Origin of the sequence: Bradyrhizobium sp. Pha-3 (genome assembly GCF_042258325.1) — a bacterium.
GTDB classification, from domain to species: domain Bacteria; phylum Pseudomonadota; class Alphaproteobacteria; order Rhizobiales; family Xanthobacteraceae; genus Bradyrhizobium; species Bradyrhizobium elkanii.
The window spans coordinates 8684535-8707965 of the sequence record NZ_CP170151.1 but is presented as its reverse complement, the minus strand read 5'-3'; the positions used below and the strand labels follow the sequence as shown (position 1 = coordinate 8707965).

The following is a 23431-nucleotide window of genomic DNA, read 5'->3' as shown; positions in this document are numbered from 1 at the left end:
AGCCGGGAATTCAATGCAGCCGCACAAGCAGGATCCGAAAACGTCAGCCGCCACCAACCAGCCGGGGCTGCTGGCGCCCGACACGACAGGAATGAATTTCTATCGGGCCGATCCGGCGCTGACCGACCTTCTGAAGCTGCATCTTCCCGAGGTATTGTTCCGCCATATCGAGCCGCATCTCGACCGCCTCGGTGGGTTAGCCGGAGGCTATCTCGACGAATGCGCGCGACTTGCCGACCGGCATACGCCGGTGCTGCATCAGCGCGACAAGTTCGGCCGCGACGTGCAGCACATCGAATATCATCCGGCCTATCGCGAGATCGAGAAGGCTGCGTTCGGCGAGTTCGGCATCCATGCGCTGTCGCTCCGCAAGGGCATCATGGGTTGGCCCGACAAATACCCTGTGGTGGCGAAGCACGCCTTCACCTTCCTGTTCAACCAGACCGAATTCGGCATGGGCTGCCCGATCAACGTCACCGACGGTTGTGCAAAGCTGCTGGCAAATTTCGGCAGCGAGGCGTTGAAGGCGAAATATCTCGACGGCCTGACCCAGACCGACATGAACAAGCTGACGCAGGGCGGCCAGTTCATGACCGAGAAGGAGGGCGGCTCCGATGTCGGCACGCTGACCACGCGCGCCGTGCAGGAGGGCGATCATTGGCGGCTCTATGGCGAGAAGTGGTTCTGCTCCAACGCCGATGCCAAGGTGGTGATGCTGCTGGCGCGGCCGGAAGGCGCCGGGCCGGGCACCCGCGGCGTCGGCCTGTTCCTGATGCCACGTTTCCTCGATGACGGCTCGCAGAACCATCACCGGATCGTGCGGCTGAAGGACAAGCTCGGCACCCGCTCGATGGCCTCGGGCGAGATCAAGCTCGACGGTGCGATCGCTTACGCCGTCGGCAAGCTCGACCGTGGCTTCGTGCAGATGGCCGAGATGGTGAATTCGTCGCGGCTCTCCAACGGCGTGAAGTCGACCGCGCTGATGCGCCGCGCCTGGCACGACGCGATCACCGTGGCGAAGGGCCGCGTGGTGTTCGGCCAGCGCATCATCGACCTGCCGCTGGCGCGGCGCCAACTGATGAAGATCATGCTGCCGACCGAGCAGGCGCTGTCGATGAGCTTTTTGACCGCCGACGCGCTCGACCGCGCCGAGGCCGGCAGCCAGGACGCCGCGGCGCTGCTCCGCATCCTGACGCCGACGCTAAAATTCCGTGCCACCCGCGACGCCCGCAAGGTCTGCGGCGATGCGATGGAGATGCGCGGCGGCATCGGCTACATCGAGGAATTCGTCACGCCGCGGCTGCTGCGCGACGCGCATCTCGGCTCGATCTGGGAGGGCACCGGCAACATCGTCGCGATCGATGCGCTGAAGCGCGCGGTCGGCCGCCATGGCGCCGACAATGCGCTCGCCGCCGATCTGCATGCGCGGCTCGATGACAGCGCGAATGTGCCGCAGGCCTGGCGCAACCGGCTGCGCGATCTCAGCGACCGTGCGGTCGCGTTTGCGCGCGAGGTGGCGAGCCGCGTCGACAATGAGGGCGACGCGCGGCGTGCCACCAGCCTGCTCTATCACGTTGCAAGCGCGGTCGCGCTAGCATGGGAGGGCGGACGCATCCATGAGATGCGCGGTGATGCGCGCCGGCTGTTGCTGTCGCGGATGGTGGTCGATCACCGCGTGCTGCCGGGCGATCCGTTCCGGCTAACGGAAAATACCGTTCAGCGCAGGATGACCGAGCACCTGCTCGGCGAGCGCGCCGTCGGCATGGCCGAGGTTGGCGAATTGCTTGACGCAGCGTAGGCTGCCGCGCGAGCGAACTTTTCAAACAATCAAAAACGTCAAGGGAGACCCCGATGAAGGCCGCCGTTCTGCATGAAGTCAATCAGCCGCTGGTGATCGAGGATGTCAGCGTGCCCAATCCGGGGCCGCGCGAGGTCCTGATCCGCACCGCGGTCGCGGGCCTCTGCCATTCCGACCTGCACTTCATGGAAGGTCTCTATCCGCATCCGCTGCCGGCGGTGCTCGGCCATGAATCGGCCGGCGTGGTCGAGAAGGTCGGCTCCGACGTCAATTACGTGAAGCCCGGCGATCACGTCGTCACCTGCCTGTCGGTGTTCTGCGGCACCTGCGACAACTGCACCACCGGGCGCACCGTGCTGTGCACCGACACCACCGTGAAGATGCTGCCCGGTGCCTCCAACCGCCTGTCGTGGGGCAGGAAGGAGAAGCTGAATCAGTTTCTCAATCTGTCGTCGTTCGCCGAGCAGATGCTGGTGCACGAGAACGCCATCGTGAAGATCAAGAAGGAGATGCCGCTCGATCTCGCCGCGCTGATCGGCTGCGGCGTCATCACCGGTTATGGCGCTGTGGTGAACACCGCGAAGGTCACCGCCGGCGAGACCGTGGCTGTGATCGGCTGCGGCGGCGTCGGCATGGCCGCGATCAACGGCGCGCAGATCGCCGGCGCCGGCCGTATCATCGCGATCGACACCAATCCGGCCAAGCTGCAGCTTGCGACCAAGCTCGGCGCCACCGACATCGTCGATCCGGCCCGCGGCGACGTGGTCCAGCAGGTACGCGAACTCACCGGCGGCGGCGTGCAGCACTCGTTCGAGGTGCTCGGCCGCAAGGACACCGCCGAGCAGGCCTTCGCCATGCTGGCGGCGGGCGGCACCGCGACCATCGTCGGCATGATCCCGTTCGGCCAGAAGATCGAGCTGCACGGCTTCGACTTCCTGCGCGAGCGCCGCATCCAGGGCTCGTCGATGGGCTCCAACCACTTCCGCGTCGACATGCCGCGCCTCGTCGACTTCTACATGCGCGGCAAGCTGCATCTGGAGGACTGGATCTCGGCCAAGCTGAAGCTTTCCGAGATCAACGAGGGCTTTGCCAACATGAAGGCCGGCAAGACGCTGCGCAGTGTGATCATGTTCGACAGCTGACGAACTTGTCGTCGCCCGGCTTGACCGGGCGACCCAGTACGCCGCGGCGGAAGTTGTGTGAAATCAACTGCGGCCGCGGAGTACTGGATGCCCCGCATGAAGCGGGGCATGAGAGCGGAGGGTGACGCTGCGAACGTTGCCCTCACCGCGCGACGTGCGCAGATACCGCGAGCCATTTGCCGTTCTGCCGCGCCCAGCAATCGGTGTAGCGGCCATGCGCCGGCTCTCCGTCCGCGTTGGTGTAGCTGGTCTGGGCGTGGATGATGGCGAAATCGCCGAGGATCCGGATTTTGACGTCCTCGGCCTTCAGCCCCTTGATCTTCACCGGGATCGCCGTCTGCTTCAGGAAGGCAGCGCGGTCGACCAGGCTCTTGTCGGGATTGGTGCAGTAGAAGTCCTGCGCCAGGATTTCGTCGAAGCGCTTGACGTCGCAGTTCTGAACCGAATCGACGTAATCCTTGTTGAGCCTTGTCAGCTCCTCGAGATCGTTGCTCATTGGTTTCCTCCCGGTTTCCCCTCGTCATTGCGAGAAGCGAAGCGACGACGCAATCCACGCCTCCGCGCAGACGGATATATGGATTGCTTCGCTTCGCTCGCAATGACGATGGCAAGTATCAATCATCGAACATCTTCGGCGGCACGAAGCCGCCGAATTCGCGCTCGATCAGCTCGGCGAGCTTGAGCGGCGTGCGGTCCTCGAGCCATGGACCGACGATCTGCACGCCGACCGGCAGTCCGTCGGGCGCAAAGCCGGTCGGGATCGCAGTCGAAGGCAGGCCGGGCAGGGTCGCGATGCCGGGCCAGGCGAGTTGGTCGGTGTAGACGTGCGGCACACCGTCGATCAAAATTCGCCGCTGCTCCTGGTCGGGCGCATGATCGTGCGGATAGGCCGGCGTTGGCATGATCGGGCAGATCACCGCGTCGAACGATTTGAACAGCTCGCGCCATTGCGCGCGCAGCCGCGAGCGGGCGACCGTCGCCTGCACCCAGTCGCGGTGGCTGAGCGCGATGCCGCGCAGCCGCTCGGCCTGCAGGCTGTTGTTGCTGGCGGGCAGCGCGGCCGCCGCCGCGCAGGCGCCGGCATAGACCTCCGGCGGGAAGGTCGCGGCGAGGAACGACAGCAGCATCCGCATATAGAGCCGCGAGGACGCCGCGAAATCCGGCAGCAGCGGGCTCGAACGCGATATTTTCGCGCCGGCCTTGTCGAGATGGCTCGCGAGCTTGTCGATGCTGCCGCGCACCGCCTTGTCGGTCGGCAGCACCGGATCGGTGTCGATGACGAGGATCCGGAAATCCTTCAGGCTGGCGTGGCGCGCCGCCGGCAGGTCGAGGCGATAGGCCTTGCCGGCGTCGAGCGGATCGGGCGCGGCCATCACGTCGAGCAGCAGCGACAGGTCGGCCGCGCCGCGCGCCATCGGGCCGGTCACCGCAAGGTCGCGCTCATAGATGATGGGCGGCGCCGGCGGCGCGGTGTGGCCGCGCGACGGCAGCAGCGCGAAGGTCGGCTTGTGCGCATAGATGCCGCAATGAAACGCCGGCACGCGGAGCGAGCCGCCGATGTCGGAGCCGAGCGACAGCGCGCCATAGCCCGCGGCGAGCGCCGCCGACGATCCGCCGGACGAGCCGCCCGGCGTGCGGCCGAGGTCGTAGGGGTTGTTGGTGGTGCCGTAGATCTCGTTGTAGCTCTGCCAGTCGGCGAGCCCGACCGGCACATTGGTCTTGCCGAGGATCACGCCGCCGGCGTCCTTCACCCGCTGAATCGACAGCGCGTCCTCGGTCGGGACGAAGTCCTTCTGCGGCAGGAAGCCCCAGGTGGTCGGCAATCCCGCGACGTTGAAGGATTCCTTCACCGTCATGGGGATGCCGAGCAGCGGCCCGTGCTCGCCGCGCGCGATCGCGGCATCGGCGGCGCGCGCAGCGGCGAGGCCGCGCTCGAAGTCGCGCACGCAGACTGCGTTGACCTTGCCGTCGTGGCGCTCGATGCGGCCGATCGCGTCCTGTGCAAGTTCGACCGCCGAGACCTCTTTGTTGCGCAGCGCCTGCGACAGGTCGACGGCGGTCTTGAAACTGTATTGCGATTTGGCCACGGCGTGCTCCCGGTTTGTTGTTGGCGCAATGATGGGCAGTTTGGCTGCCGCCCGCAAGCGCTGTAGCCGTGACGTCGTCGCCGTGTTTGATCGGAATTGCTACGCCGCGCCGATCAGGATGCCGACCGCGAGCACGATCGCGCCGCCGAGCACGATCTGGAACACCGCCTGCAGGAACGGCGTGTCCATGTAGCGCGCGCGGATGAAGGCGATCGCCCACAATTCGAAGAACACCACGATCCCGGCGATCGCGGTCGCGATCCAGAATGCGTTCGGCCAGGCGTCGGGCACCAGATAGGGAATGGTGTGGCCGAGCCCGCCGAGCGTCGTCATCAATCCGCAGGTCAGGCCGCGCAGCCAGGGCGAGCCGCGCCCGGTCAGCGAGCCGTCGTCGGACAGCGCCTCGGCAAAGCCCATGCTGATGCCGGCGCCGATCGAGGCGGCAAGCCCGACCAGGAAGGTTTGCCAGTTGTGATGCGTGGCAAAGGCGGCGGCGAACAGCGGCGCCAGGGTCGAGACCGAGCCGTCCATCAATCCGGCAAGGCCCGGCTGCACATATTGCAGCACGAACATCCGCCGCCGGGTGCGGTCTTCCTCCGCGCGCACGTCGGGCTTGAGGATCTCGCCGGTCAGCTTCACCGCGAGCTTCTCGTGGCCCTTTTCCTCCTCGGCGAGATCGCCGAGCAGCCGGCGCACGCCGACATCTTCGGCCTTCTCGGCGGCTTTGGCATAGAAGCGTTCGGCCTCCAATTCCATGGTCTCGACTTCCTTGCGGATGGTGTCGAGCGGCAGGTTCTTGGTGAGCCAGACCGGGCGCCGGCGCAAAAAGCCTTTGACGTCCTCGCGCCGGATCGGCGGCAGATGCGCCCCGAAGCGCTGCTCGTAGGTTTCCAGCAGCCGGTGGCGATGGCCGCGTTCCTCATCGGCCATCTCCTCGAAAATCTTGGCGGTGTCGGGATAGCGCTCGGCGAGATCTTCCGCGAACGTCATGTAGATGCGGCTGTCCTCCTCCTCGGAGGCGATCGCGACCGCCAGCACCTCGCGCTCGGTCAGATCGGCGAAATTCTTCACGGCAACGCCTTGTTCACTAAGTTTAGAATTAGAATAGTTCTAAACTATAGAGTTGCATCGGTGCTGGGTCAAATCCGGATCGGCCGGGTTCGCTGCCGCAGCACCGACAAGCCGCGCGGGTTGAGCGAAGAAAACGCGTGAGATCAACGGGATGCGACGCGACGGCCAAACGGGCGGCTAAAGCATGATCCGGAAAAGTGCGAAGCGGTTTTCCGAAAAGATCATGCTCAAACAAGGAGCTAAAGCGCGATGACGATTCAACCTAATCTCATCGCGCTTTAGCGCTGCGCGCCCGCCTCTCGCAGGAATGTGAGCAGCAGCCGGCTCACCTCATCGGGCTGTTCCTGCTGCACCCAATGGCCGGCGCCGTCGACCAGATGGCAGCCGATCATGTTGGTGCAGGCTTTCGTCCGCATCGCCTCGAACACGCCGGGCCGCTGATAGGTGCCCCAATCCTGCTTGCCGGAAATGAAGGCCGACGGCTGGTCGATCGTGCGGCCGCTCCAGGTCTGCAATTCCGGGAGGAACGCGCCCGAGGTGCCGCAGCGATACCATTGCAGCCCGCCCTGGAATCCGGTCCGCTGATATTCAGAGCTGTAATAGGCGAGCTCGCTATCCGGCAGCCATGTGTTGGCGGCGATCGCCTCGCGTGACGGCATTTCCTCGGCGACGGTCGCGGCCATGTCCTTGGCGAGATCCATCACGTAATAGGTCGGCAGTTTTGCCAGTTCGCCCGCCGACCAGGATTGCAGCGGATACGGCTTGTTGTCCTTCCAGTCCGCGCTCTTGTGGTGGTAATAGGCGCGCAGAAAGTCGTGCACGCCCTGCGGCGCGCGATGCATGTCGTCATTGGCCGGACGCGTCGAATAGTACCACTGGTAGTGCTTGCGCGGCCGCGGCAACGCGGCGAGCTCGCGATGCACGGGGTCTTCGGTCGCGGGCCTTGCCGGTTCATTTGCGGTGTTGAACGGCAGCGACGGCGGCCCCGAGAACGGCGCGCTCATCATCACCACCGCGCGGAACACGTCGGGCCGGATCAGCGCGCACCACGCCGCGACCGACGAGCCGAAATCATGCCCGATCGCCGCATCGACGTGCTTGTAGCCGAACGCCGCAACCAGCCCGAGCGCGTCGCGCACCAGATTGGGCAGGCGGAATGACGCGAGGTCGCCGTCATAATCCGCGCTCCAGCCTGATGTGCGGCCATAGCCGCGCTGGTCCGGCGCGATGACGTGATAGCCGGCAGCGGCGAGCTTCGGCATCACCTTGCGCCAGGAAAACGCCAGCTCCGGAAAGCCGTGCAGCAGCAACAGGCAGGGCCGGCCCGATGTTTCAAAGCCCGCTTCCAGCACATGCATGCGCAGGCCGTTGATCCCGTCGACATAACGCGAGCGGATGGTGGAGGGGAGCGGAACGTCGGGAAGGGCTTCCATTGTGCAGATCACCTGTTGGGCATCGCCGCAGAACCAGCGCATTTCACTGTATGCTGACGGTCATTGTTGAACGATAGCAATTTTGCCCAGGGGATGCATACCGCATGCGCCACGCGAAGATTGCAGAGCAGCCCGGCTGGACGTCGCTACTGGGTCTCATGATTGTGGCCGCAAGCGTGCTGCTGATCTCGGCGGTGCGTGCCGCCGATATCAAGCAGCTGACCGAAAAACTGCCGCGCGCCTACATCGGCGAATTCCTGTGGGACGGCGACAACACGGTGCAGAACATCGTCATCACGTTCGACAAGGTGAAGGCCTTGAACGAGCAGAACGCGGAAGCGCTCGGTTGCGGTTCATACGAGGTCGGCCGTCGCGTGACCAAGATCGGCGTGCAGATGTTCATTCGGCTGTCCGATCTCGAGGTCGAGATCTTCGAACGGTCCCCTGACGGTAACGGGACGTTCGAGACCGGCGGCAGCCACCGCGGCAAGCTGTCGGAGGATTTTCAGCAGATCGATGCGCAGTGGACCACGACAACGACAGGCCAGCACGGCCAACTGCATCTGCGCGCCGCGGCATCTGCTGCGTGTGAGCCAGCGGCGGAGTTGTAGGTGTGGGTCAGCAGAGCCGGCGGGCTGGGCTGCGTGCGCTCTTCATCCTCTCCTGGAGGTGGGGTGACAGTCCGTCCACACCGGCGCTGCCGTGTTGAGAGATCACCCCACCCCGTCTCACATCTCGCTTCACTCGTTGTGAGCCGACCCTCCAGGGGAGGGTGAAGCGCGGCTATGCCTTGACTGGAGCCTTCGGCCAATAGCGGTCGCGCAGATGCCGCTTCACCAGTTTTCCGGTCGGCGTGCGCGGCAACTCCTGCTCGAAGTCGATGCTCTTGGGGCATTTGATCGGCGACAGATGCTGGCGGCAGAAGGCGATCAGCTCGGCCTCGAGCTCCTTGCCAGCCCTGGTCATGTCGTGCGGCTGCACCACGGCCTTGACCTCTTCGCCCATCTCCTCGTTCGGCACCCCGAACACCGCGACGTCGGACACCGCGGGATGCGTGATCAGCACGTCCTCGGTCTCCTGCGGGTAGATGTTCACGCCGCCAGAGATGATCATGTAGCTCTTGCGGTCGGTGAGATAGAGGAAGCCCTCTTCGTCGAGGTAGCCGACATCGCCGAGCGTCGACCAGCCCTTGGCGTTGTAGGCCTTCTTCGTCTTCTCCGGGTCGTTGTGATAGGAGAACGCCGGCGCGTCGGCGAAATAGACCTGTCCGATCTGCCCCGTAGGCGCCTCCTCGTCGTTCTCGTCCAGGATCTTGACCTTGCCGACGACGGCGCGGCCGACCGTGCCGCGATGGGTCAGCCATTGCTGGGAGGTCGAGACCGTGACGCCATTACCTTCGGAGCCGGCGTAATACTCGATCAGGATCGGTCCCCACCATTCGATCATCTTCGCCTTGACGTCGACCGGGCAGGGCGCCGCGGCGTGGATCGCGCCCTTCAGCGACGAGACCTTGTAGCGGCTCCGCACTTCGTCGGGCAGCTTCAGCATGCGCACGAACATCGTCGGCACCAGCTGCGATTGCGTCACCTTGTGCTTCTCGACCTGCTTCAAGAATTCCTCGGCGTCGAAATGCTCCATGATGACGGAGGTGCCGCCAAGCACGGTCGCCATCATGTTGAAGCGCAGCGGGGCCGCGTGATAGAGCGGCGCCGGCGACAGATAGACGCTGTCGGCGTTCATGCCGCACATGTCGGAGGTGAGAATCCGCAGGAACGGGTTCGGCACGTCGATCCGGTTGCCCTCGAACTCCTTCTTGATGCCCTTGGGCCGGCCGGTGGTGTCGGAGGAATACAGCATGTCGTAGCCCGCGACCTCGTCGGCAACCGGCGTGGTCGGCTGCGCGCCGGCCTCCTTGTCATAGGAGCGGAAGCCCGGTGCGGGCTCGTCCATCATGTAGAACAGCGGCTCGCCCACCTCGCCCTTGATCAAGCCCTTCACCTTGTCGGCGCATTGCGGGGTGGTGATGAACACCTTCGCTCCGCAGTCCTTGATGATGTAGGCGATCTCTTCTTCCGTCAGATAGCGGCTGATCGCCGTGTAATAGAGACCCGAGCGCTGCGCGGCCCAGCAGATCTCCATGAAGGCGAGCCGGTTTTCCATCAGCAGCGCGATGTGGTCGCTAGGCTTGAGGCCGAGCGAGCGGAACAGATGCGCGCCCTGGTTCGAGAGCTCGTCGAGCTCGCGATAGGTGATCGCCTTGCCGCTGCCCGCCATCTGGTAGGCGATCTTGTTCGGATGGGTACGCGCGTGGATCGACGGATGGGTCAAAGACGTTTCCTCAAACTAGGTGGTCGTCCCTGCGAAAGCAGGGACCCATAACCACCGATTTTATTTGTTGAAATGAGCTGGGGTCTCAGCTGGCCATAATCACATCGACCTGTGGTTATGGGTCCCGGCTCAAGGCCGGGACGACACCTTTTGTATGGAGGCTCTTGCGGCCTCTCAAACGCTTGTTAAAGGCCAAGCTCTTCTTACAGCCGCTCGACAATCGTCACATTCGCCATGCCTCCGCCTTCGCACATGGTCTGCAGGCCGTAGCGCTTGTTGCGCTGCTTGAGGGCATGCAGCAGCGTCGTCATCAGCTTGGTGCCGCTGCCGCCGAGCGGATGGCCGAGCGCGATCGCGCCGCCATTGACGTTGAGCCGGGTCGGATCGGCGCCGGTGGTCTTCAGCCACGCGGTCGGCACCGAAGCGAAGGCCTCGTTGACCTCGAAGAGATCAATGTCGTCGATCTTCATGCCGGCCTTCTGCAGCGCGCGCTGGGTTGCCGGCAGCGGCGCTTCCAGCATGATCACGGGGTCGCCGCCCATCATCGTGAGGTGATGGATGCGCGCCATCGGCTTGACGCCGAGCGCCTTCAGGCCCTTCTCGTTGACGACCATGACGCCGGAGGCGCCGTCGCAGATCTGGCTGGCGCTCGCCGCGGTGAGCTTGCCGTTCTCGGCGATCAGCTTGACGCCCTTGATGCCGTCGAGGCTGGCGTCGAAGCGGATGCCTTCGTCGATGTGATGGGTGTCGGTCGAGCCGTCGGCGCGGGTGATTGTCACCGGCACGATCTCGTCCTTGAAATGGCCGGCCTGCGTGGCCGCGATCGCGCGCTGATGGCTGTTATAGGAGTATTCGTCGAGCTCGTCCTTCGACAGACCGTACTTCTCGGCCATCATCTCCGCGCCGGTGAACTGGCTGAAGACGATGTTGGGATACTTCGCCTCGATGCCCGGGCTCTTGTAGTGGCCGAAGCCGTTCTTGGCGGGCAGCGAGGAGGCGAGGCCCATCGGCACGCGGGTCATCGATTCCACGCCGGCGGCGATCACGCAGTCCATCGTGCCAGACATCACGGCCTGCGCCGCGAAGTGCAGCGCCTGCTGCGAGGAACCGCACTGGCGGTCGATCGAGGTCGCGGGCACGCTCTCCGGCAGCTTCGAGGCCATCACCGCGTTGCGCGCGATGTTTGTGGACTGCTCGCCGGTCTGCATCACGCAGCCCATGATCACGTCCTCGACCTGCGCGGGGTCGGCACCGGTGCGCTCGACCAGCGCATCGAGCACCGTCGCAGCCAGATCGGCCGGATGCCAACCGGCGAGACGCCCTCCCTTGCGGCCGCCCGCGGTGCGAGCGGCGGCGACGATATATGCCTCGGCCATGTCTGATCTCCCTGATGTTTCCGGATTGGGCGGTCTGAAAGTTGGGCCGGATTTAAGGGGCGGCTCAGCATTTAGTCAATCAATCAATTAACTCTTGAGTGCGGCCCCGCCATGGGCTTATGTGCGGCCTCGATTTACCGTCGAACCCTGACACTGAGCGGGACCAGAGCGCAGTTGAATACCAGCGTACCGACGAAACTTCCGGCCGGCAAAAATGCCACCGCCGACAAGCTATTGGTCGCAGCCAGCGAGCTGATGATCGAGCGCGCCTCCATCGAGGTCTCGCTGTCCGACATCGCGCAGAAGTCGGGCGTCAACGCCGCGCTGGTGAAATATCATTTCGGCAACAAGGACGGGCTGTTGCTGGCGCTGTTGGCGCGCGATGCCGCCACCGAGATATCGCAGCTCGAATATCTCATCAGCCAGCCGATCACGCCGTCCGCGAAACTGCGGCTGCATATCGGCGGCATCATCCGCGCCTATCACCAGTTCCCCTATATGAACCGGCTGATCCATTATCTCCTGCACGAAAGCTCGCCGGCCGCCGCCAACGAGGTGTCGAAATTCTTCGTCGCGCCGCTGTTGGATTTTCACCGCCGGCTGCTCGCAGAAGGCATCAAGGCCGGCGAATTCCGCAAGATCGATCCGGTGCTGTTCTACACCAGCCTGATCGGCGCCTGCGATCATCTGTTCTTCGGCCGCCACGCGATGTCGCGCGCGGTCGGCGTCGGTCCGGTCACCGACGAGGTCTGCCGCGAGTACATCAAGCATATGGAAGCCTTGATCTTCGGCGGCGTGCTCAATCCCGACAAGGAAACGGCAGAAGTCGCCGCCGGATAACAAGTTCGAAGTCTAGAGAAGAAACGCCCAAGGAAAGGTTGTATCCATGCAGTTGAAAGACGTTGCCGTTCTCATCACCGGCGGTGGCTCCGGCCTTGGTGCCGCAACCGCGCGCTCCATGGCCGCCAAGGGCGCCAAGATCGGCGTGATCGACCAGAACAAGGAAAACGCCGAGAAGGTCGCCGCCGAGGTGAAGGGCGTTGCGCTGCATGCCGACGTCACCGACGAGGACGCGATCAAGGCGGCGATTGCCAAGGCCGAGGCCGCGCACGGCATCGCGCGCGTGCTGATGAACTGCGCCGGCATCGGCGGCTCGCAGCGCATCGTCGGCAAGGACGGCGTCTATCCGCTGGCGAAGTTCGTCCGCATCGTCAACGTCAATTTGATCGGCACCTTCAACGTGCTGCGGCTGTTCGCCGAGCGGCTGGCGACCGAAGCCCCGATCGGCGAGGAGCGCGGCGTCGCGATCAACACCGCGTCGGTTGCGGCCTATGAAGGCCAGATCGGCCAGATCGCCTATTCCGCCTCGAAGGGCGGCGTCGTCGGCCTCACGCTGCCGGCCGCACGCGACCTCGCCAGCCTGAAGATCCGCGTCAACACCATCGCGCCGGGCCTGTTCCTGACGCCGCTGCTGATGGGTCTCAACGAGGAAGCGCGCAAGAGCCTCGGCGCCCAGGTGCCGCATCCGGCCCGCCTCGGCGACGCCTCGGAGTACGGTAACCTCGCCGTCCACATCGTCGAGAACCCGATGCTCAACGGCGAAACCATCCGCCTCGACGGCGCCATCCGCATGGCGCCGCGCTAACGGCGAATTCCGCTGTCGTCCCGGCCTTGCGCGCAATTGCGCGCTGGAGCCGGGACCCATACTCCGCGGCGTCTGTAACAGGCAAGCTGGCAGACGCCGCGCAAAACAACAAAAGCCTGTGGTTATGGGTCCCGGCTCGCGCTTCGCTTGGCCGGGACGACGGTCGGGAGGACCATGCGCGTGTCTCAGCCGCTGCTGATCGAACATCACGACGGAATAGATTGGGTCACGCTCAATCGCCCCGAGAGCCTCAACGCGCTCGATCCGGCGCTGATCGATGCGCTCAACGTCTACTTCCAGGGCTTGCAGCGCAATCGCGACACCCGCGTCGTGGTGCTGAAGGGCGCCGGTGCGAATTTTTGCGCCGGGCTCGACCTCAAGCACGCGATGGCCCGCCGCGGCGGGCAGACCGAGCCGCCCGGCGTCACGGAGTCGCTGGACTCGCAGCGCCGCATTGCCGACATCGTGATGCTGATGCGGCGCGCGCCGCAGCCGATCATCGCGCTGGTGCAGGGCGCGGCCGCCGGCGGCGGCTTTGCGCTGGCGCTCGCGGCCGACATCCGCATCGCGGCGACAAACGCGCGGATGAATTGCGCCTTCATCAAGCTCGGTCTCGGCGGCTGCGACATCGGCACCAGCTATTTCCTGCCGCGCCTCGTCGGCGTGTCGGTTGCTTCCGAACTGATCCTGACCGGGCGCTTCATCCATGCCGACCGCGCGCTTGCGGTCGGCCTGGTGTCCGAGGTGGTCGAGGCCGCCGATCTCGATGCTGCGGCCAATCCTTACGTCGAGGCGATGATGACGGCCTCGCCGGTCGGTCTCCGCCTCTCGAAGGAGTGCATCAACATGAGCGTCGATGCCGGCTCGATCGAGGCCGTGATCGCGATGGAAGATCGCAATCAGGTGCTGTGCAGCCGCTCGGAAGATTTCCAGGAAGGCATCAGGGCCTTTCTCGAGAAACGAAAGCCTGTCTATATCAGGCGCTGAGAACAGATCCTCAAAAGGACAAGAATTCCGGGAGACGCAAAATGGATGGAGACGCGGCGATGCTGACGAAACCTGCCTTCCGCAAGGTGGATTGGCTCGCACGTGACATCGCGGTCGAGCGGCGCGGTGACGGCACCGTCGTCCTGAAATCGCGGATTCCGCTCCAGGCCTACGAGACGCATATTCCGGCCTATCTCGCCAAATGGGCGGCGCTGGCGCCGGAGCGGATCTGGCTCGCGCAACGCGGCGGTCCCGACCGGCAGTGGCGCAAGGTCTCCTATGGTGAAGCCAAGCGCACCGTCGATGCGCTGACGCAAGGCCTGCTCGATCTCGGCGTTGGCGACGGCCGGCCCGTCGCGATCCTCTCGGGCAATTCGATCGAGCACGCGCTGATGACGCAGGCCGGGATGCAGGCGCGGCTGCCGGCCGCGCCGGTGTCGCCGGCCTATTCGCTGATGAGCCAGGATCATCTCAAGCTCAAATACCTGTTCAACCTGATCAAGCCAGCCGTCGTGATGGTGCAGGACGGCCCGACCTTCGAGAAGGCGCTGAAGGCGATCAATCTCACCGGCATCACGGTCGTCCACGTCCTGCGTCCCTGCGAGGGGATCAGGAGCACGGCCTTCGCCGACCTTGCGGCAACGCCGGTGACGGCTGCGGTCGGCGAGTCCATCGCGAAGATTACGCCCAGGACCGTCGGCAAGCTGCTGTTCACCTCGGGCTCGACCGGCATGCCCAAGGCCGTCATCAACACCCAGGAGATGATGTGCGCCAACGCGGCGATGATGATGCAGGTGCACCCGCGTGAAACGGAGGGACCGATCCCGACGGTGCTCGACTGGATGCCGTGGAATCACACCATGGGCGGCAACGCCGCGTTCAATCCGGTGCTGGTCGACGGCGGCACGCTCTATATCGACGACGGCCGGCCGATGCCGGGCCAGCTCGAGGAGACCATCAGGAACCTGCGCGAGGTGTCGCCGACCTATTACGCCAACGTGCCGGCCGGCTATGCCGCGCTCGCCGCCGCGATGGAGAAGGACGAGGCGCTGTGCGCGAGCTTCTTCAAGAACCTCTCGATCATGGCCTATGGCGGCGCGCGGCTGCCCGACGATCTCTATGACCGCATGCAGGCGCTGGCGGTGAAGACGACCGGCGAGCGGATCGTGTTCTACACCGGCTGGGGCTCGACCGAGACCGCGCCGACCTCGACCGGCACCTATTGGGACACCGAGCGCGTCGGCCTGATCGGCCTGCCGTTCCCCGGCGTCGAGCTGAAGATGGTGCCGTGCGGCTCGAAATACGAATTGCGGCTGCGCGGCGTCAACGTCACGCCCGGCTATTTCGGCCAGCCGGACCTGACGGCAAAGATGTTCGACGAGGAAGGCTTCTACTGCATCGGCGATGCCGGCGTGTTCGTGAACGGCGAAGACCCGCTGCAGGGCATCATCTTTGCCGGCCGCGTGGTCGAGGATTTCAAGCTGACCACCGGCACCTTCGTCCATGTCGGCTCGCTGCGCACCGATGCGATCGCGGCCGCGACGCCGGTCGTGCACGACGCGCTGGTTGCGGGACAGGACCGTGAGTTCATCGGCCTGTTGTGCTGGCCGAACCTGCATGCCTGCCGCCAGCTCGTCGGCAATGCCGATGCCAGCTATGAGGACGTGATCCGGCATCCCGAGGTGGTCGCGTGCCTGAAGAAGGGTTTGCAGGCGCACAACGCGTCCACCACCGGCAGCAGCATGCGCATCGCGCGTGCGATGCTGATGGTCGAGCCGCCGTCGATCGACGGCAGCGAACTCACCGACAAGGGCTACATCAACCAGCGCGCCGGCCTCGAACGCCGCGCCGCACTGGTCGAGAAGCTGTACGCCGGCAAGCCCGGCGACGACGTGATCATCTTGAACTGACCGTAGGATGGGTCAAGCGCAGCGAAACCCATCATCTCCAACCAAGCATTCGATGGGTATCGCTTCGCTCCACCCATCCTGTGAACAACAACAGCAACACGGGTAAGCGTCATGAATTTCGATTTCTCCGACGAACAGAAGCAGATGCGCGACGAGGCGCGGAAATTCCTCAGCGAACAGTGCCCGCCGAAGGCCGTGCGCGAGGTGCTCGACGGCAAGGCGCCTTACGACAAGGCGTTGTGGAAGGGCCTCGCCGAGATGGGCTTCCTCGGCGTCGCGATCCCGGAACAGTTCGGCGGTGCGGGCGCTGGCCATCTCGAGCTCTGCGTGATCGCGGAGGAAATGGGCCGCGCGCTGGCGCCGGTGCCGTTCTCCTCCACCGTCTATCTCGCCGCCGAAGCGATCCTGATCGCAGGCAGTGACGCGCAGAAGCATAAGTGGCTGCCGAAGATCGCCGCCGGCGAAGCCATCGGCACGCTGGCGCTGTTCGAGGGCAAGGGCAACCCGTCGCCGAAGGCGATCAAGGTGACGGCCAATGGCGGCGTACTCAACGGCGTCAAGAAGCCGGTGCCGGATGGCGCGATCGCTGATTTCGCCGTTGTCGCCGCACGCACCGGCTCGAGCGGACGCGAGTCCGATATTTCCCTGTTCATCGTCGATCTCAAGGCCGGCGGCGTCGAGGTCAAGTCGCTCACCAACATCGACCTGACCCGCGGCCAGGCCGAATTCACCTTCAAGGATGCGAAGGCCGAGCCGCTCGGCGCTACCGGCGAGGGCTGGAGCGTGATCACCCAGGTGCTCGATCGCGCGGCCGTGTTGACGGCGTTCGAGCAGGTCGGCGGCGCCGACCGCGCGCTGGAGATGGGCCGCGACTATGCGCTCGACCGCATCGCGTTCGGCCGTCCGATCGGCTCGTTCCAGGCCGTCAAGCACATGCTGGCCGATATGTATGTGTCGGCGACCCTGGCGCGCTCGAATTGCTACTACGGCGCCTGGGCGCTCTCGACCAATGCCGGCGAATTGCCGGAAGCCGCCGCCGCCGCGCGCATCAGCGCGACGCAGGCGTTCCAGCACTGCGCCAAGAACAACATCCAGGTCCATGGCGGCATGGGCTTCACCTGGGAGTTCGACTGCCACATGTACTACCGCCGCGCCAATGCGGTGGCGCTCGGCCTCGGCAGCCTGTCCTATTGGGAAGACGCGCTGATCGATCGCATGCGCAAGAAGAACGCGGCGTAACCGTTGGTGATTTGTAGGATGGGTAGAGCGCAGCGAAACCCATCATGACGCGGGTGGTCCGACAGATGGGTTTCGCTTCGCTCTACCCATCCTACGGCACCGGCGAAGGATGAAAGACCATGAATTTCGACGACACCCCGCAGGAGGCCGCATTCCGCGCCGAGGCGAAAGCCTGGATCGCGGCCAATGCGCCCAAGCAATATGAGGACGAGCTGCGCAAGGCCTCGCTCGGCCGCGTTGCGCTCAAGGGCGCCAACATTCTCGAGGTCGCGAAGGCTTGGCAGAAGAAGAAAGCCGACGCCGGCTGGGCCTGCCTGCACTGGCCGAAGGAGTATGGCGGCCGCGGCGCCTCGCCGATCGAACGCGTGATCTGGCAGCAGGAGGAGGGGCCGTTCGGCCGCCTCAGCTCGATGTTCATCATCGGCCACGGCATGTGCGGACCGACCATGATGGCGTTCGCCGGCGAGGAGCAGAAGCGCAACTATCTGCCGCCGCTCGCCTCCGGCGAGAAGATCTGGTGCCAGCTGTTCTCCGAGCCGGCCGGCGGCTCCGACGTCGCCGGCCTGCGCACCCGCGCCGAGAAGCATGGCGACGAGTGGGTGATCAACGGCCAGAAGATCTGGACCTCAGGCGCGCATTATTCCGACTACGGCATCTTGCTCACCCGCACCGATCCGACCGTGCCCAAGCACAAGGGCCTCACCATGTTCTTCCTGGACATGAAGAGCCCGGGCGTCGAGGTCCGGCCGATCAAGCAGGCGAGCGGCGCCTCCGACTTCAACGAGGTCTATTTCACCGACGTGCGCATTCCGGACTCGCAGCGGCTCGGCAATGTCAATGACGGCTGGAACGTGTCACTGACCACGCTGATGAACGAGCGGATGTCGATCGGCGCCGGCGTCGCCACCGGCTTCCCCGAGTTGTTCGACTATTGCAGCAGCCTGATGCTTGAGGATGGCCCCGCGATCGAGAATCGCGCGGTGCGCTCCAAGCTTGCGAACTGGGCGGTGAAGGCGAGCGGACTGAAATACACCAGCATGCGCGCGATCTCGGCGCTGTCGAAGGGCGAGCGTCCGGGACCGGAGAATTCGATCGGCAAGCTCGTTGCCGGTTCGATGATCCAGGATGTCGCGACCTACGCGCTCGATCTGCAGGGCGCATCAGGTGTGTTGAACGGCCCTGAGGATGCCGAGGCCGCGGGCAAATTCCAGGCGATGCTGCTGCGCGCGCCCGGCACCCGCGTCGAAGGCGGCACCGATGAGATCATGCGCAACATCATCGCCGAGCGCGTGCTGGGGCTGCCCGGCGACATCAGGGTCGACAAGGACGTTCCCTTCAACAAGATCCCGACCAAGGGAAGAGCTTCATGACCTCATCCTGAGGAGCCGCGCAGCGGCGTCTCGAAGGATGAGGCCCCAGTCGGGCCGCATGGTTCGAGACGGCGCAAGCGCCTCCTCACCATGAGGGGAAACAGTGACACTAGGATCGTAAAAGAGGTTCGCCATGAATTTCGATGATACGCCGCAGGAAGCCGAGTTCCGCGCCATTGCCCGCAAGTGGGTCGAGGCCAACGCGCCGAAGGAGTTCGAGGACGAGCTCTCGAAGTCGTCGCTCGGCCGCATCAAGCTCGCCAAGCACGATATGGTCGAGGTCGGCAAGGCCTGGCAGAAGAAGAAGGCCGAAGGCGGCTGGGCCTGCCTGCACTGGCCGAAGGAATATGGCGGCCGCGGCGCCACCCCGATCGAGCGCGTGATCTGGCAGCAGGAAGAGGGCGTCTACGGCAAGCTGACGCAGCCGTTCCAGATCGGCGAGGGCATGTGCGGCCCGACCGTGATGGCCTGGGGCAGCGAGGAGGCCAAGCGCCGCTATCTGCCGAAACTCGCCTCCGGCGAGGAGATCTGGTGCCAGCTGTTCTCCGAGCCGTCTGCCGGCTCCGACGTCGCGGGGCTGCGCACCCGCGCCGAGAAGAAGGGCGACAACTGGGTCGTCAACGGCCAGAAGATCTGGACCTCAGGCGCGCATTACTCCGACTACGGCCTGTTGATCGCGCGCACCGATCCGAACGTGCCGAAGCACAAGGGTCTCACCATGTTCTTCCTCGACATGAAGAGCCCGGGCGTCGAGGTGCGGCCGATCAAGCAGGCCAACGGCATGCAGGAGTTCAACGAGGTCTATTTCGCCGACGTCGTGATCCCGGACAGCCAGCGCTTAGGGGCGGTCGGCGAGGGCTGGAGCGTGTCGCTGACCACGCTGATGAACGAGCGCATGTCGATCGGCGCGCGGCTCGCCACCGGCGTGCCCGAGATGTTCGAGTTCTGCTCCAATTTGATGCTGGAGGACGGTCTCGCGATCGACGATCCGGCGGTGCGCTCCAAGCTTGCGAGCTGGGCGGTGAAGGCGAGCGGGCTGAAATACACCAGCTACCGCGCCATCTCGGCGCTGTCGAAGGGCGAGCGACCGGGGCCGGAAAACTCCATCGGCAAGCTCGTCTCCGGCCTGATGCTGCAGGATATCGCGACCTATGCGATGGACCTCGAGGGCGCGGCGGGCAGCCTCACCGGCACCGATGAGGAGCAGGCCAACGGCCAGTTCCAGCAGATGCTGCTGTCGTCGCCCTCGATGCGCATCGCCGGCGGCACCGACGAGATCCTGCGCAACATCATCGCCGAGCGCGTGCTGGGCCTGCCCGGCGACATCCGTGTCGACAAGGACGTGCCCTACAACAAGATCCCGACCAAGGGGCGCTGAGCATGGATGCCACCACCAAGCCGCGTTACGCGACCGAGGACCGCATCGGCGCGCTCGAGGAATTGCTCAACGAGCGCTACTCGGTGCGCGCGTTTCAGCCGCGCGAAGTGCCGCGCGAGGTCATCGAGCACGTTCTGTCGACCGCGCAGCGCACCGCGTCCTGGTGCAACAGCCAGCCCTGGCAGGTGCTCATCGTCTCCGGCGAGGCCAAGGAGCGGTTTCGCAAGGCGATCTATGCCGAGGCCTCGCGCGGCCTCGCCGAGGATTACGACTTCACGCCGCCGCGCGAATATGTCGGGGTCTACCTGGAGCGCCGCCGCGAAAGCGGCTTCCAGCTCTACAACACGCTCGGCATCGCACGCGGCGACAAGGCAGCCTACGCAAAACAGGCGCTGGAGAACTACAATTTCTTCGGTGCGCCGCACATTGCCGTGATCCACACCAATGAGCCGCTCGGCATCTATGGTGCGATCGACTGCGGCGGCTATGTCTCGAATTTCATGCTGGCGGCGCAGGCGCTCGGGCTCGGCACCATCCCGCAGGCGGCGATCGCGCGCCATTCCGGGCTGATCCGCCGTCATTTTAACCTGGCCGACGATCGCCGGGTTGTCTGCGGTATCTCGTTCGGCTATGCCGATCACGCGCAAAAGGTGAACAGCTACCGCACGTCGCGCGCGACCGTGGAAGACACTGTCACATTCGTCGATGTATAATTTCCTCAAGGCGGGAAGGTCGGTTCACCCCCCGCCGAGGACAAGAAAAGCTACGAAGAAACGACAAGAACAAAAATGGCGAATAACGCCTCCCTGACACCGGCTGAGATCAGCTGGCAGTTGCACCGTCTGCCTGCGCTCGAGCGCGACGCGTTCATCGCCGCGCATTATCTGGGCCAGCAGGTCGCCTGGAAGACCCGCTTCTTCGACGCGATCGACTGGGGCGCGGGCTCGGTGCTGCAATTCAGCTTCCTGCAGCGCGGCTGGCATCGCCATTCGCGGCTCGACAATCCGATCTATGCCTATCTCGACATCGAGCAACATCCGGAAACGCGCGGCCTGCGTCGCGGCCGCCGGATCGATCTTGAGGGCACGATCAAGGGCGTCGACTTCGTGACCGGGATTACGCTGACGCTGGACCGGTTCGAGATCCTGCCGGTGAATTTTTTCGACCGCTTCGTCATCAGCTCCGACAGCCGCTACTAGCAAGCAGCGAACCGCAGACTCTGCTCCACCTCGCCCCGCGCGCGGGGAGAGGTCGGAACGCATCGTTAGATGCGTTCCGGGTGAGGGGGAGTCTCAGCAAGCGCAGCTATCACCGTATGCGCGGAGACAGCCCCTCACCCCAACCCTCTCCCCGTAAGAACGGGGCGAGGGAGTGCACTGCTCCTGCGGCTCCATTCAACCCAATCTCATCGCGCTTTAGCGCCTGCCACCGCGCGGCGTGGCGGCGCCTCGGCATAGCGGGCAGCCATCGCGCCGGTCAGCTCGGCCATCTTCTCGCGCAACTCCCCCGGCGCGATCACCTCGGCCTCGGCGCCGAGCCGCAGCAATTCGGTCGCCGCGTGCCAAACCGTCTTGCCGACCGGCATGGTGGCGAGCCGCCAGCCGTCGGCGTCGGTGCCATCGGTGAGCCGCATCCGCGCCTTGACGTAAGGGTGCGCCAGCGCGTCGAACAGTTTCAGCCCGAGCGGCGACAGCCGCACCGTGGCCTCGTTCGGATGCAGCTCGGCCTCCAGCCGCTCGATCGAGGCGCCCCAATAGGCGGCGAGGTCGAACTCCGCGGGTCGCGCGAACGGCGTCTCCAGCGTCGCGCAGTCCAGCACGCGTGCGACGCGATAGGTGCGCACATTGCCGTCGACGAGGCCGGCGAGGTACCAGCTGCCGCCCTTCAGCACGAGGCCGAGCGGCGCCACGCGCCGCCGCTTCTCGGCCTTCCAGCTCTGGTAGCGGATCTCGATCAAATGCTCGCGCAGCACGGCGCCGGCGATGGCGCGCAGATGCTTCGGCTCCTCGGTCTCGCCGAACCAGCCGGGCGCGTCGAGATGGAAGCGCTGCTGCATTCCTCTCGCGTTGGGCCGCAGGTTCTCCGGCAGCGCCGCCATCAGCTTGGTCTGCGCCGCCGCCATCGCGGCATCGAGGCCGAGCGCGGCGGCGGGCCCCGGAAGTCCGGCCATGAACAGCGCCTCCGCCTCGCCCTGCGACAGGCCGTTGAGCCGCACGCGATAGCCGTCGAGCAGGCGATAGCCGCCCTCGGCGCCGCGGTCGGCATAGACGGGAACGCCGGCGGCGGCGAGCGCGTCGATGTCACGATAGATCGTACGCACCGACACCTCGCAGGCTTCCGCCAGCTCAGGCGCGGTGACCTGCCCCCGCGCCTGCAGGGTGGTGAGGATGGAAAACAGCCGGCTCGCGCGCATGGCCAGATCATACCTGACACAAGATGTCAGGTATAGGCGGACATAAGGAGGTCATGCCCCCTGACGGCGCAAGGAGACCCGCCCATGACCACCGCCACCGACCGCATCACGCTGTATTATTCGCCGCAGAGCCGCGCCACCGGCACCCGCGTGCTGCTGGAGGAACTCGGCGCGCCCTACGATCTGCACGTTCTCAACATGAAGGCGGGCGAGCAGCGCAAGGACGCCTATCTCGCCATCAATCCGCTCGGCAAGGTGCCGGCGATCCGCCATGGCGACGCGCTGGTGACCGAACAGGTCGCGATCTTCATCTATCTCGCCGATCTGTTTCCGAAGGTTGGCCTGACGCCGGCGCTGACCGACCCGCGCCGCGGCCCGTATCTGCGCTGGATCGCCTATTACGGCTCCTCGTTCGAGCCGGCGGTGATCGACCATTTCATGAAGCGCGAGCCCGCGCCGATCACGCAGTCGCCCTATGCCGATTACGACACGATGCTGGGCGCGCTGGAATCGCAGCTGGCAAAGGGGCCCTATCTGCTCGGCGAACAGATCACGGCGGCGGACATCCTCTGGGGCATCGCGCTCTCTTGGACCATGATGTTCGGCATCGTGCCGAAAAGGGACGTGTTCGTCCGCTATGCAGAACGCATCGCCGCGCGCCCGGCCTTCCAGCGGATATCGAAGGCCGACGACGAGATGGCGGCGCAGCATGCGGCGGCCGCCGGAGTGTGATACGGATCGAGCCGATGGCGAAAGTCCTGCACAGCACCAACTGCGTCAACACCCTGATCCGCGTCGCGGAGGACTGCCCGGCGCAGCGCGGCGAGGAGCCGCAGCCGCGCGGCGGCCAGCCGACGGTTGCCGTGCTGCAATACCGGATGATCGCGGGATCGCCGTACGAGTACACTTCCGACGACGTCGTGTTCGCGACGTCGGCGGCCGGCCGTGCGCTTGATGCGAAAGCGGCGAAGAAGGCGCGCAGCCTCGCCCGCGAGGCGTTCTTCTCGCGCGGCCAGGCCTGCATGCGCGCCTCGCCGCTCGGCAAGCGCTTCGGCTGGGGTGTCCATGCCGATGCCGAGGGCCGCATCGCGCTCTACGCCGTCGACAGCAAGCGCTACCAGGCACTCGCCGCGGATCCTGATATCGCGCAGGTTCGCGCGATGCGGAGCAAGCGGGCGTAGCGGTCCCAACGAGGATCGCGACGACTATTGGACCGTCATCCCCGCGCAAAGGCTTCGCCTTTGTCGCTGGAGG

The 23431-nt window shown here is 65.1% G+C and carries 21 protein-coding genes; 14 read left to right on the top strand and 7 right to left on the bottom strand.

What is annotated here, in order from left to right:
* Nucleotides 1-13 precede the first annotated feature (13 nt).
* Together ACE10X_RS41650 and ACE10X_RS41645 are read left to right on the top strand one after the other, a co-directional pair.
* On the top strand, nt 14-1798 hold the full coding sequence (locus tag ACE10X_RS41650) for an acyl-CoA dehydrogenase family protein (protein WP_375764655.1): 1785 nt from the start codon (nt 14-16) through the stop codon (nt 1796-1798).
* A gap of 53 nt (nt 1799-1851) precedes the next feature.
* Entirely contained in the window at nt 1852-2940 is a 1089-nt protein-coding gene (locus ACE10X_RS41645) for a Zn-dependent alcohol dehydrogenase (RefSeq protein ID WP_018269116.1), read from the top strand.
* A gap of 142 nt (nt 2941-3082) precedes the next feature.
* Here the strand turns inward: ACE10X_RS41645 and ACE10X_RS41640 are convergent, their stop codons facing one another.
* The 4 genes from ACE10X_RS41640 to ACE10X_RS41625 form a co-directional block, all read right to left on the bottom strand.
* A complete protein-coding gene (locus tag ACE10X_RS41640) occupies nt 3083-3436 on the bottom strand; it encodes a nuclear transport factor 2 family protein (RefSeq protein ID WP_375763802.1) in 354 nt (117 codons plus the stop codon).
* Between the two features lie 118 nt (nt 3437-3554).
* A complete protein-coding gene (locus ACE10X_RS41635) occupies nt 3555-5027 on the bottom strand; it encodes an amidase (RefSeq protein WP_375763801.1) in 1473 nt (490 codons plus the stop codon).
* A gap of 99 nt (nt 5028-5126) precedes the next feature.
* Nucleotides 5127-6098 carry an iron exporter MbfA gene (gene mbfA / locus ACE10X_RS41630; protein WP_038384833.1) on the bottom strand — a complete coding sequence of 324 codons (972 nt, stop codon included), beginning with the start codon at nt 6096-6098 and terminating at the stop codon, nt 5127-5129.
* Nucleotides 6099-6376: 278 nt separating this feature from the next.
* A complete protein-coding gene (locus tag ACE10X_RS41625; protein ID WP_375763800.1) occupies nt 6377-7531 on the bottom strand; it encodes an alpha/beta fold hydrolase in 1155 nt (384 codons plus the stop codon).
* Between the two features lie 104 nt (nt 7532-7635).
* Here ACE10X_RS41625 and ACE10X_RS41620 point away from each other — a divergent pair, with 104 nt between their 5' ends.
* Entirely contained in the window at nt 7636-8142 is a 507-nt protein-coding gene (locus ACE10X_RS41620; protein ID WP_375763799.1) for a hypothetical protein, read from the top strand.
* Nucleotides 8143-8314: 172 nt separating this feature from the next.
* Here the strand turns inward: ACE10X_RS41620 and ACE10X_RS41615 are convergent, their stop codons facing one another.
* Together ACE10X_RS41615 and ACE10X_RS41610 are read right to left on the bottom strand one after the other, a co-directional pair.
* A complete protein-coding gene (locus ACE10X_RS41615) occupies nt 8315-9859 on the bottom strand; it encodes an acyl-CoA synthetase (RefSeq protein WP_375763798.1) in 1545 nt (514 codons plus the stop codon).
* Between the two features lie 203 nt (nt 9860-10062).
* Nucleotides 10063-11235: an acetyl-CoA C-acetyltransferase gene (locus ACE10X_RS41610; RefSeq protein ID WP_038384836.1), complete on the bottom strand. Its 1173-nt coding sequence runs from the start codon at nt 11233-11235 to the stop codon at nt 10063-10065.
* A 111-nt stretch (nt 11236-11346) separates the two neighbouring features.
* Here ACE10X_RS41610 and ACE10X_RS41605 point away from each other — a divergent pair, with 111 nt between their 5' ends.
* From ACE10X_RS41605 to ACE10X_RS41565, 9 genes are all read left to right on the top strand, one after another.
* Complete coding sequence (locus tag ACE10X_RS41605) at nt 11347-12075, top strand: TetR family transcriptional regulator (RefSeq protein WP_375763797.1); 729 nt, start codon at nt 11347-11349, stop codon at nt 12073-12075.
* 46 nt (nt 12076-12121) lie between these two features.
* Nucleotides 12122-12880, top strand: coding sequence for an SDR family NAD(P)-dependent oxidoreductase (locus ACE10X_RS41600; RefSeq protein WP_375763796.1), 759 nt, complete (start codon nt 12122-12124; stop codon nt 12878-12880).
* Between the two features lie 180 nt (nt 12881-13060).
* Complete coding sequence (locus tag ACE10X_RS41595) at nt 13061-13867, top strand: enoyl-CoA hydratase/isomerase family protein (protein WP_375764654.1); 807 nt, start codon at nt 13061-13063, stop codon at nt 13865-13867.
* Nucleotides 13868-13908: 41 nt separating this feature from the next.
* Nucleotides 13909-15777, top strand: a complete 1869-nt coding sequence (locus ACE10X_RS41590) for an AMP-binding protein (RefSeq protein WP_375763795.1) — start codon at nt 13909-13911, stop codon at nt 15775-15777.
* A gap of 111 nt (nt 15778-15888) precedes the next feature.
* Nucleotides 15889-17016 (top strand): acyl-CoA dehydrogenase family protein, encoded by a 1128-nt coding sequence (locus ACE10X_RS41585; protein WP_375763794.1) that lies wholly within the window; start codon nt 15889-15891, stop codon nt 17014-17016.
* 119 nt (nt 17017-17135) lie between these two features.
* Nucleotides 17136-18386 (top strand): acyl-CoA dehydrogenase, encoded by a 1251-nt coding sequence (locus tag ACE10X_RS41580; protein WP_038384839.1) that lies wholly within the window; start codon nt 17136-17138, stop codon nt 18384-18386.
* A gap of 133 nt (nt 18387-18519) precedes the next feature.
* Nucleotides 18520-19764, top strand: coding sequence for an acyl-CoA dehydrogenase (locus ACE10X_RS41575; protein ID WP_375763793.1), 1245 nt, complete (start codon nt 18520-18522; stop codon nt 19762-19764).
* A 2-nt stretch (nt 19765-19766) separates the two neighbouring features.
* Nucleotides 19767-20477 carry a nitroreductase gene (locus ACE10X_RS41570; RefSeq protein WP_375763792.1) on the top strand — a complete coding sequence of 237 codons (711 nt, stop codon included), beginning with the start codon at nt 19767-19769 and terminating at the stop codon, nt 20475-20477.
* Nucleotides 20478-20552: 75 nt separating this feature from the next.
* A complete protein-coding gene (locus ACE10X_RS41565) occupies nt 20553-20963 on the top strand; it encodes a hypothetical protein (RefSeq protein WP_028339111.1) in 411 nt (136 codons plus the stop codon).
* 206 nt (nt 20964-21169) lie between these two features.
* On the opposite strand, the gene ACE10X_RS41560 is transcribed toward ACE10X_RS41565, so the two are convergent.
* Complete coding sequence (locus ACE10X_RS41560) at nt 21170-22177, bottom strand: helix-turn-helix transcriptional regulator (protein ID WP_375763791.1); 1008 nt, start codon at nt 22175-22177, stop codon at nt 21170-21172.
* An 84-nt stretch (nt 22178-22261) separates the two neighbouring features.
* Here ACE10X_RS41560 and ACE10X_RS41555 point away from each other — a divergent pair, with 84 nt between their 5' ends.
* Together ACE10X_RS41555 and ACE10X_RS41550 are read left to right on the top strand one after the other, a co-directional pair.
* Nucleotides 22262-22909 carry a glutathione S-transferase family protein gene (locus ACE10X_RS41555; RefSeq protein ID WP_375763790.1) on the top strand — a complete coding sequence of 216 codons (648 nt, stop codon included), beginning with the start codon at nt 22262-22264 and terminating at the stop codon, nt 22907-22909.
* Nucleotides 22910-22923: 14 nt separating this feature from the next.
* A complete protein-coding gene (locus ACE10X_RS41550) occupies nt 22924-23358 on the top strand; it encodes a DUF6157 family protein (RefSeq protein WP_375763789.1) in 435 nt (144 codons plus the stop codon).
* Nucleotides 23359-23431 lie beyond the last annotated feature (73 nt).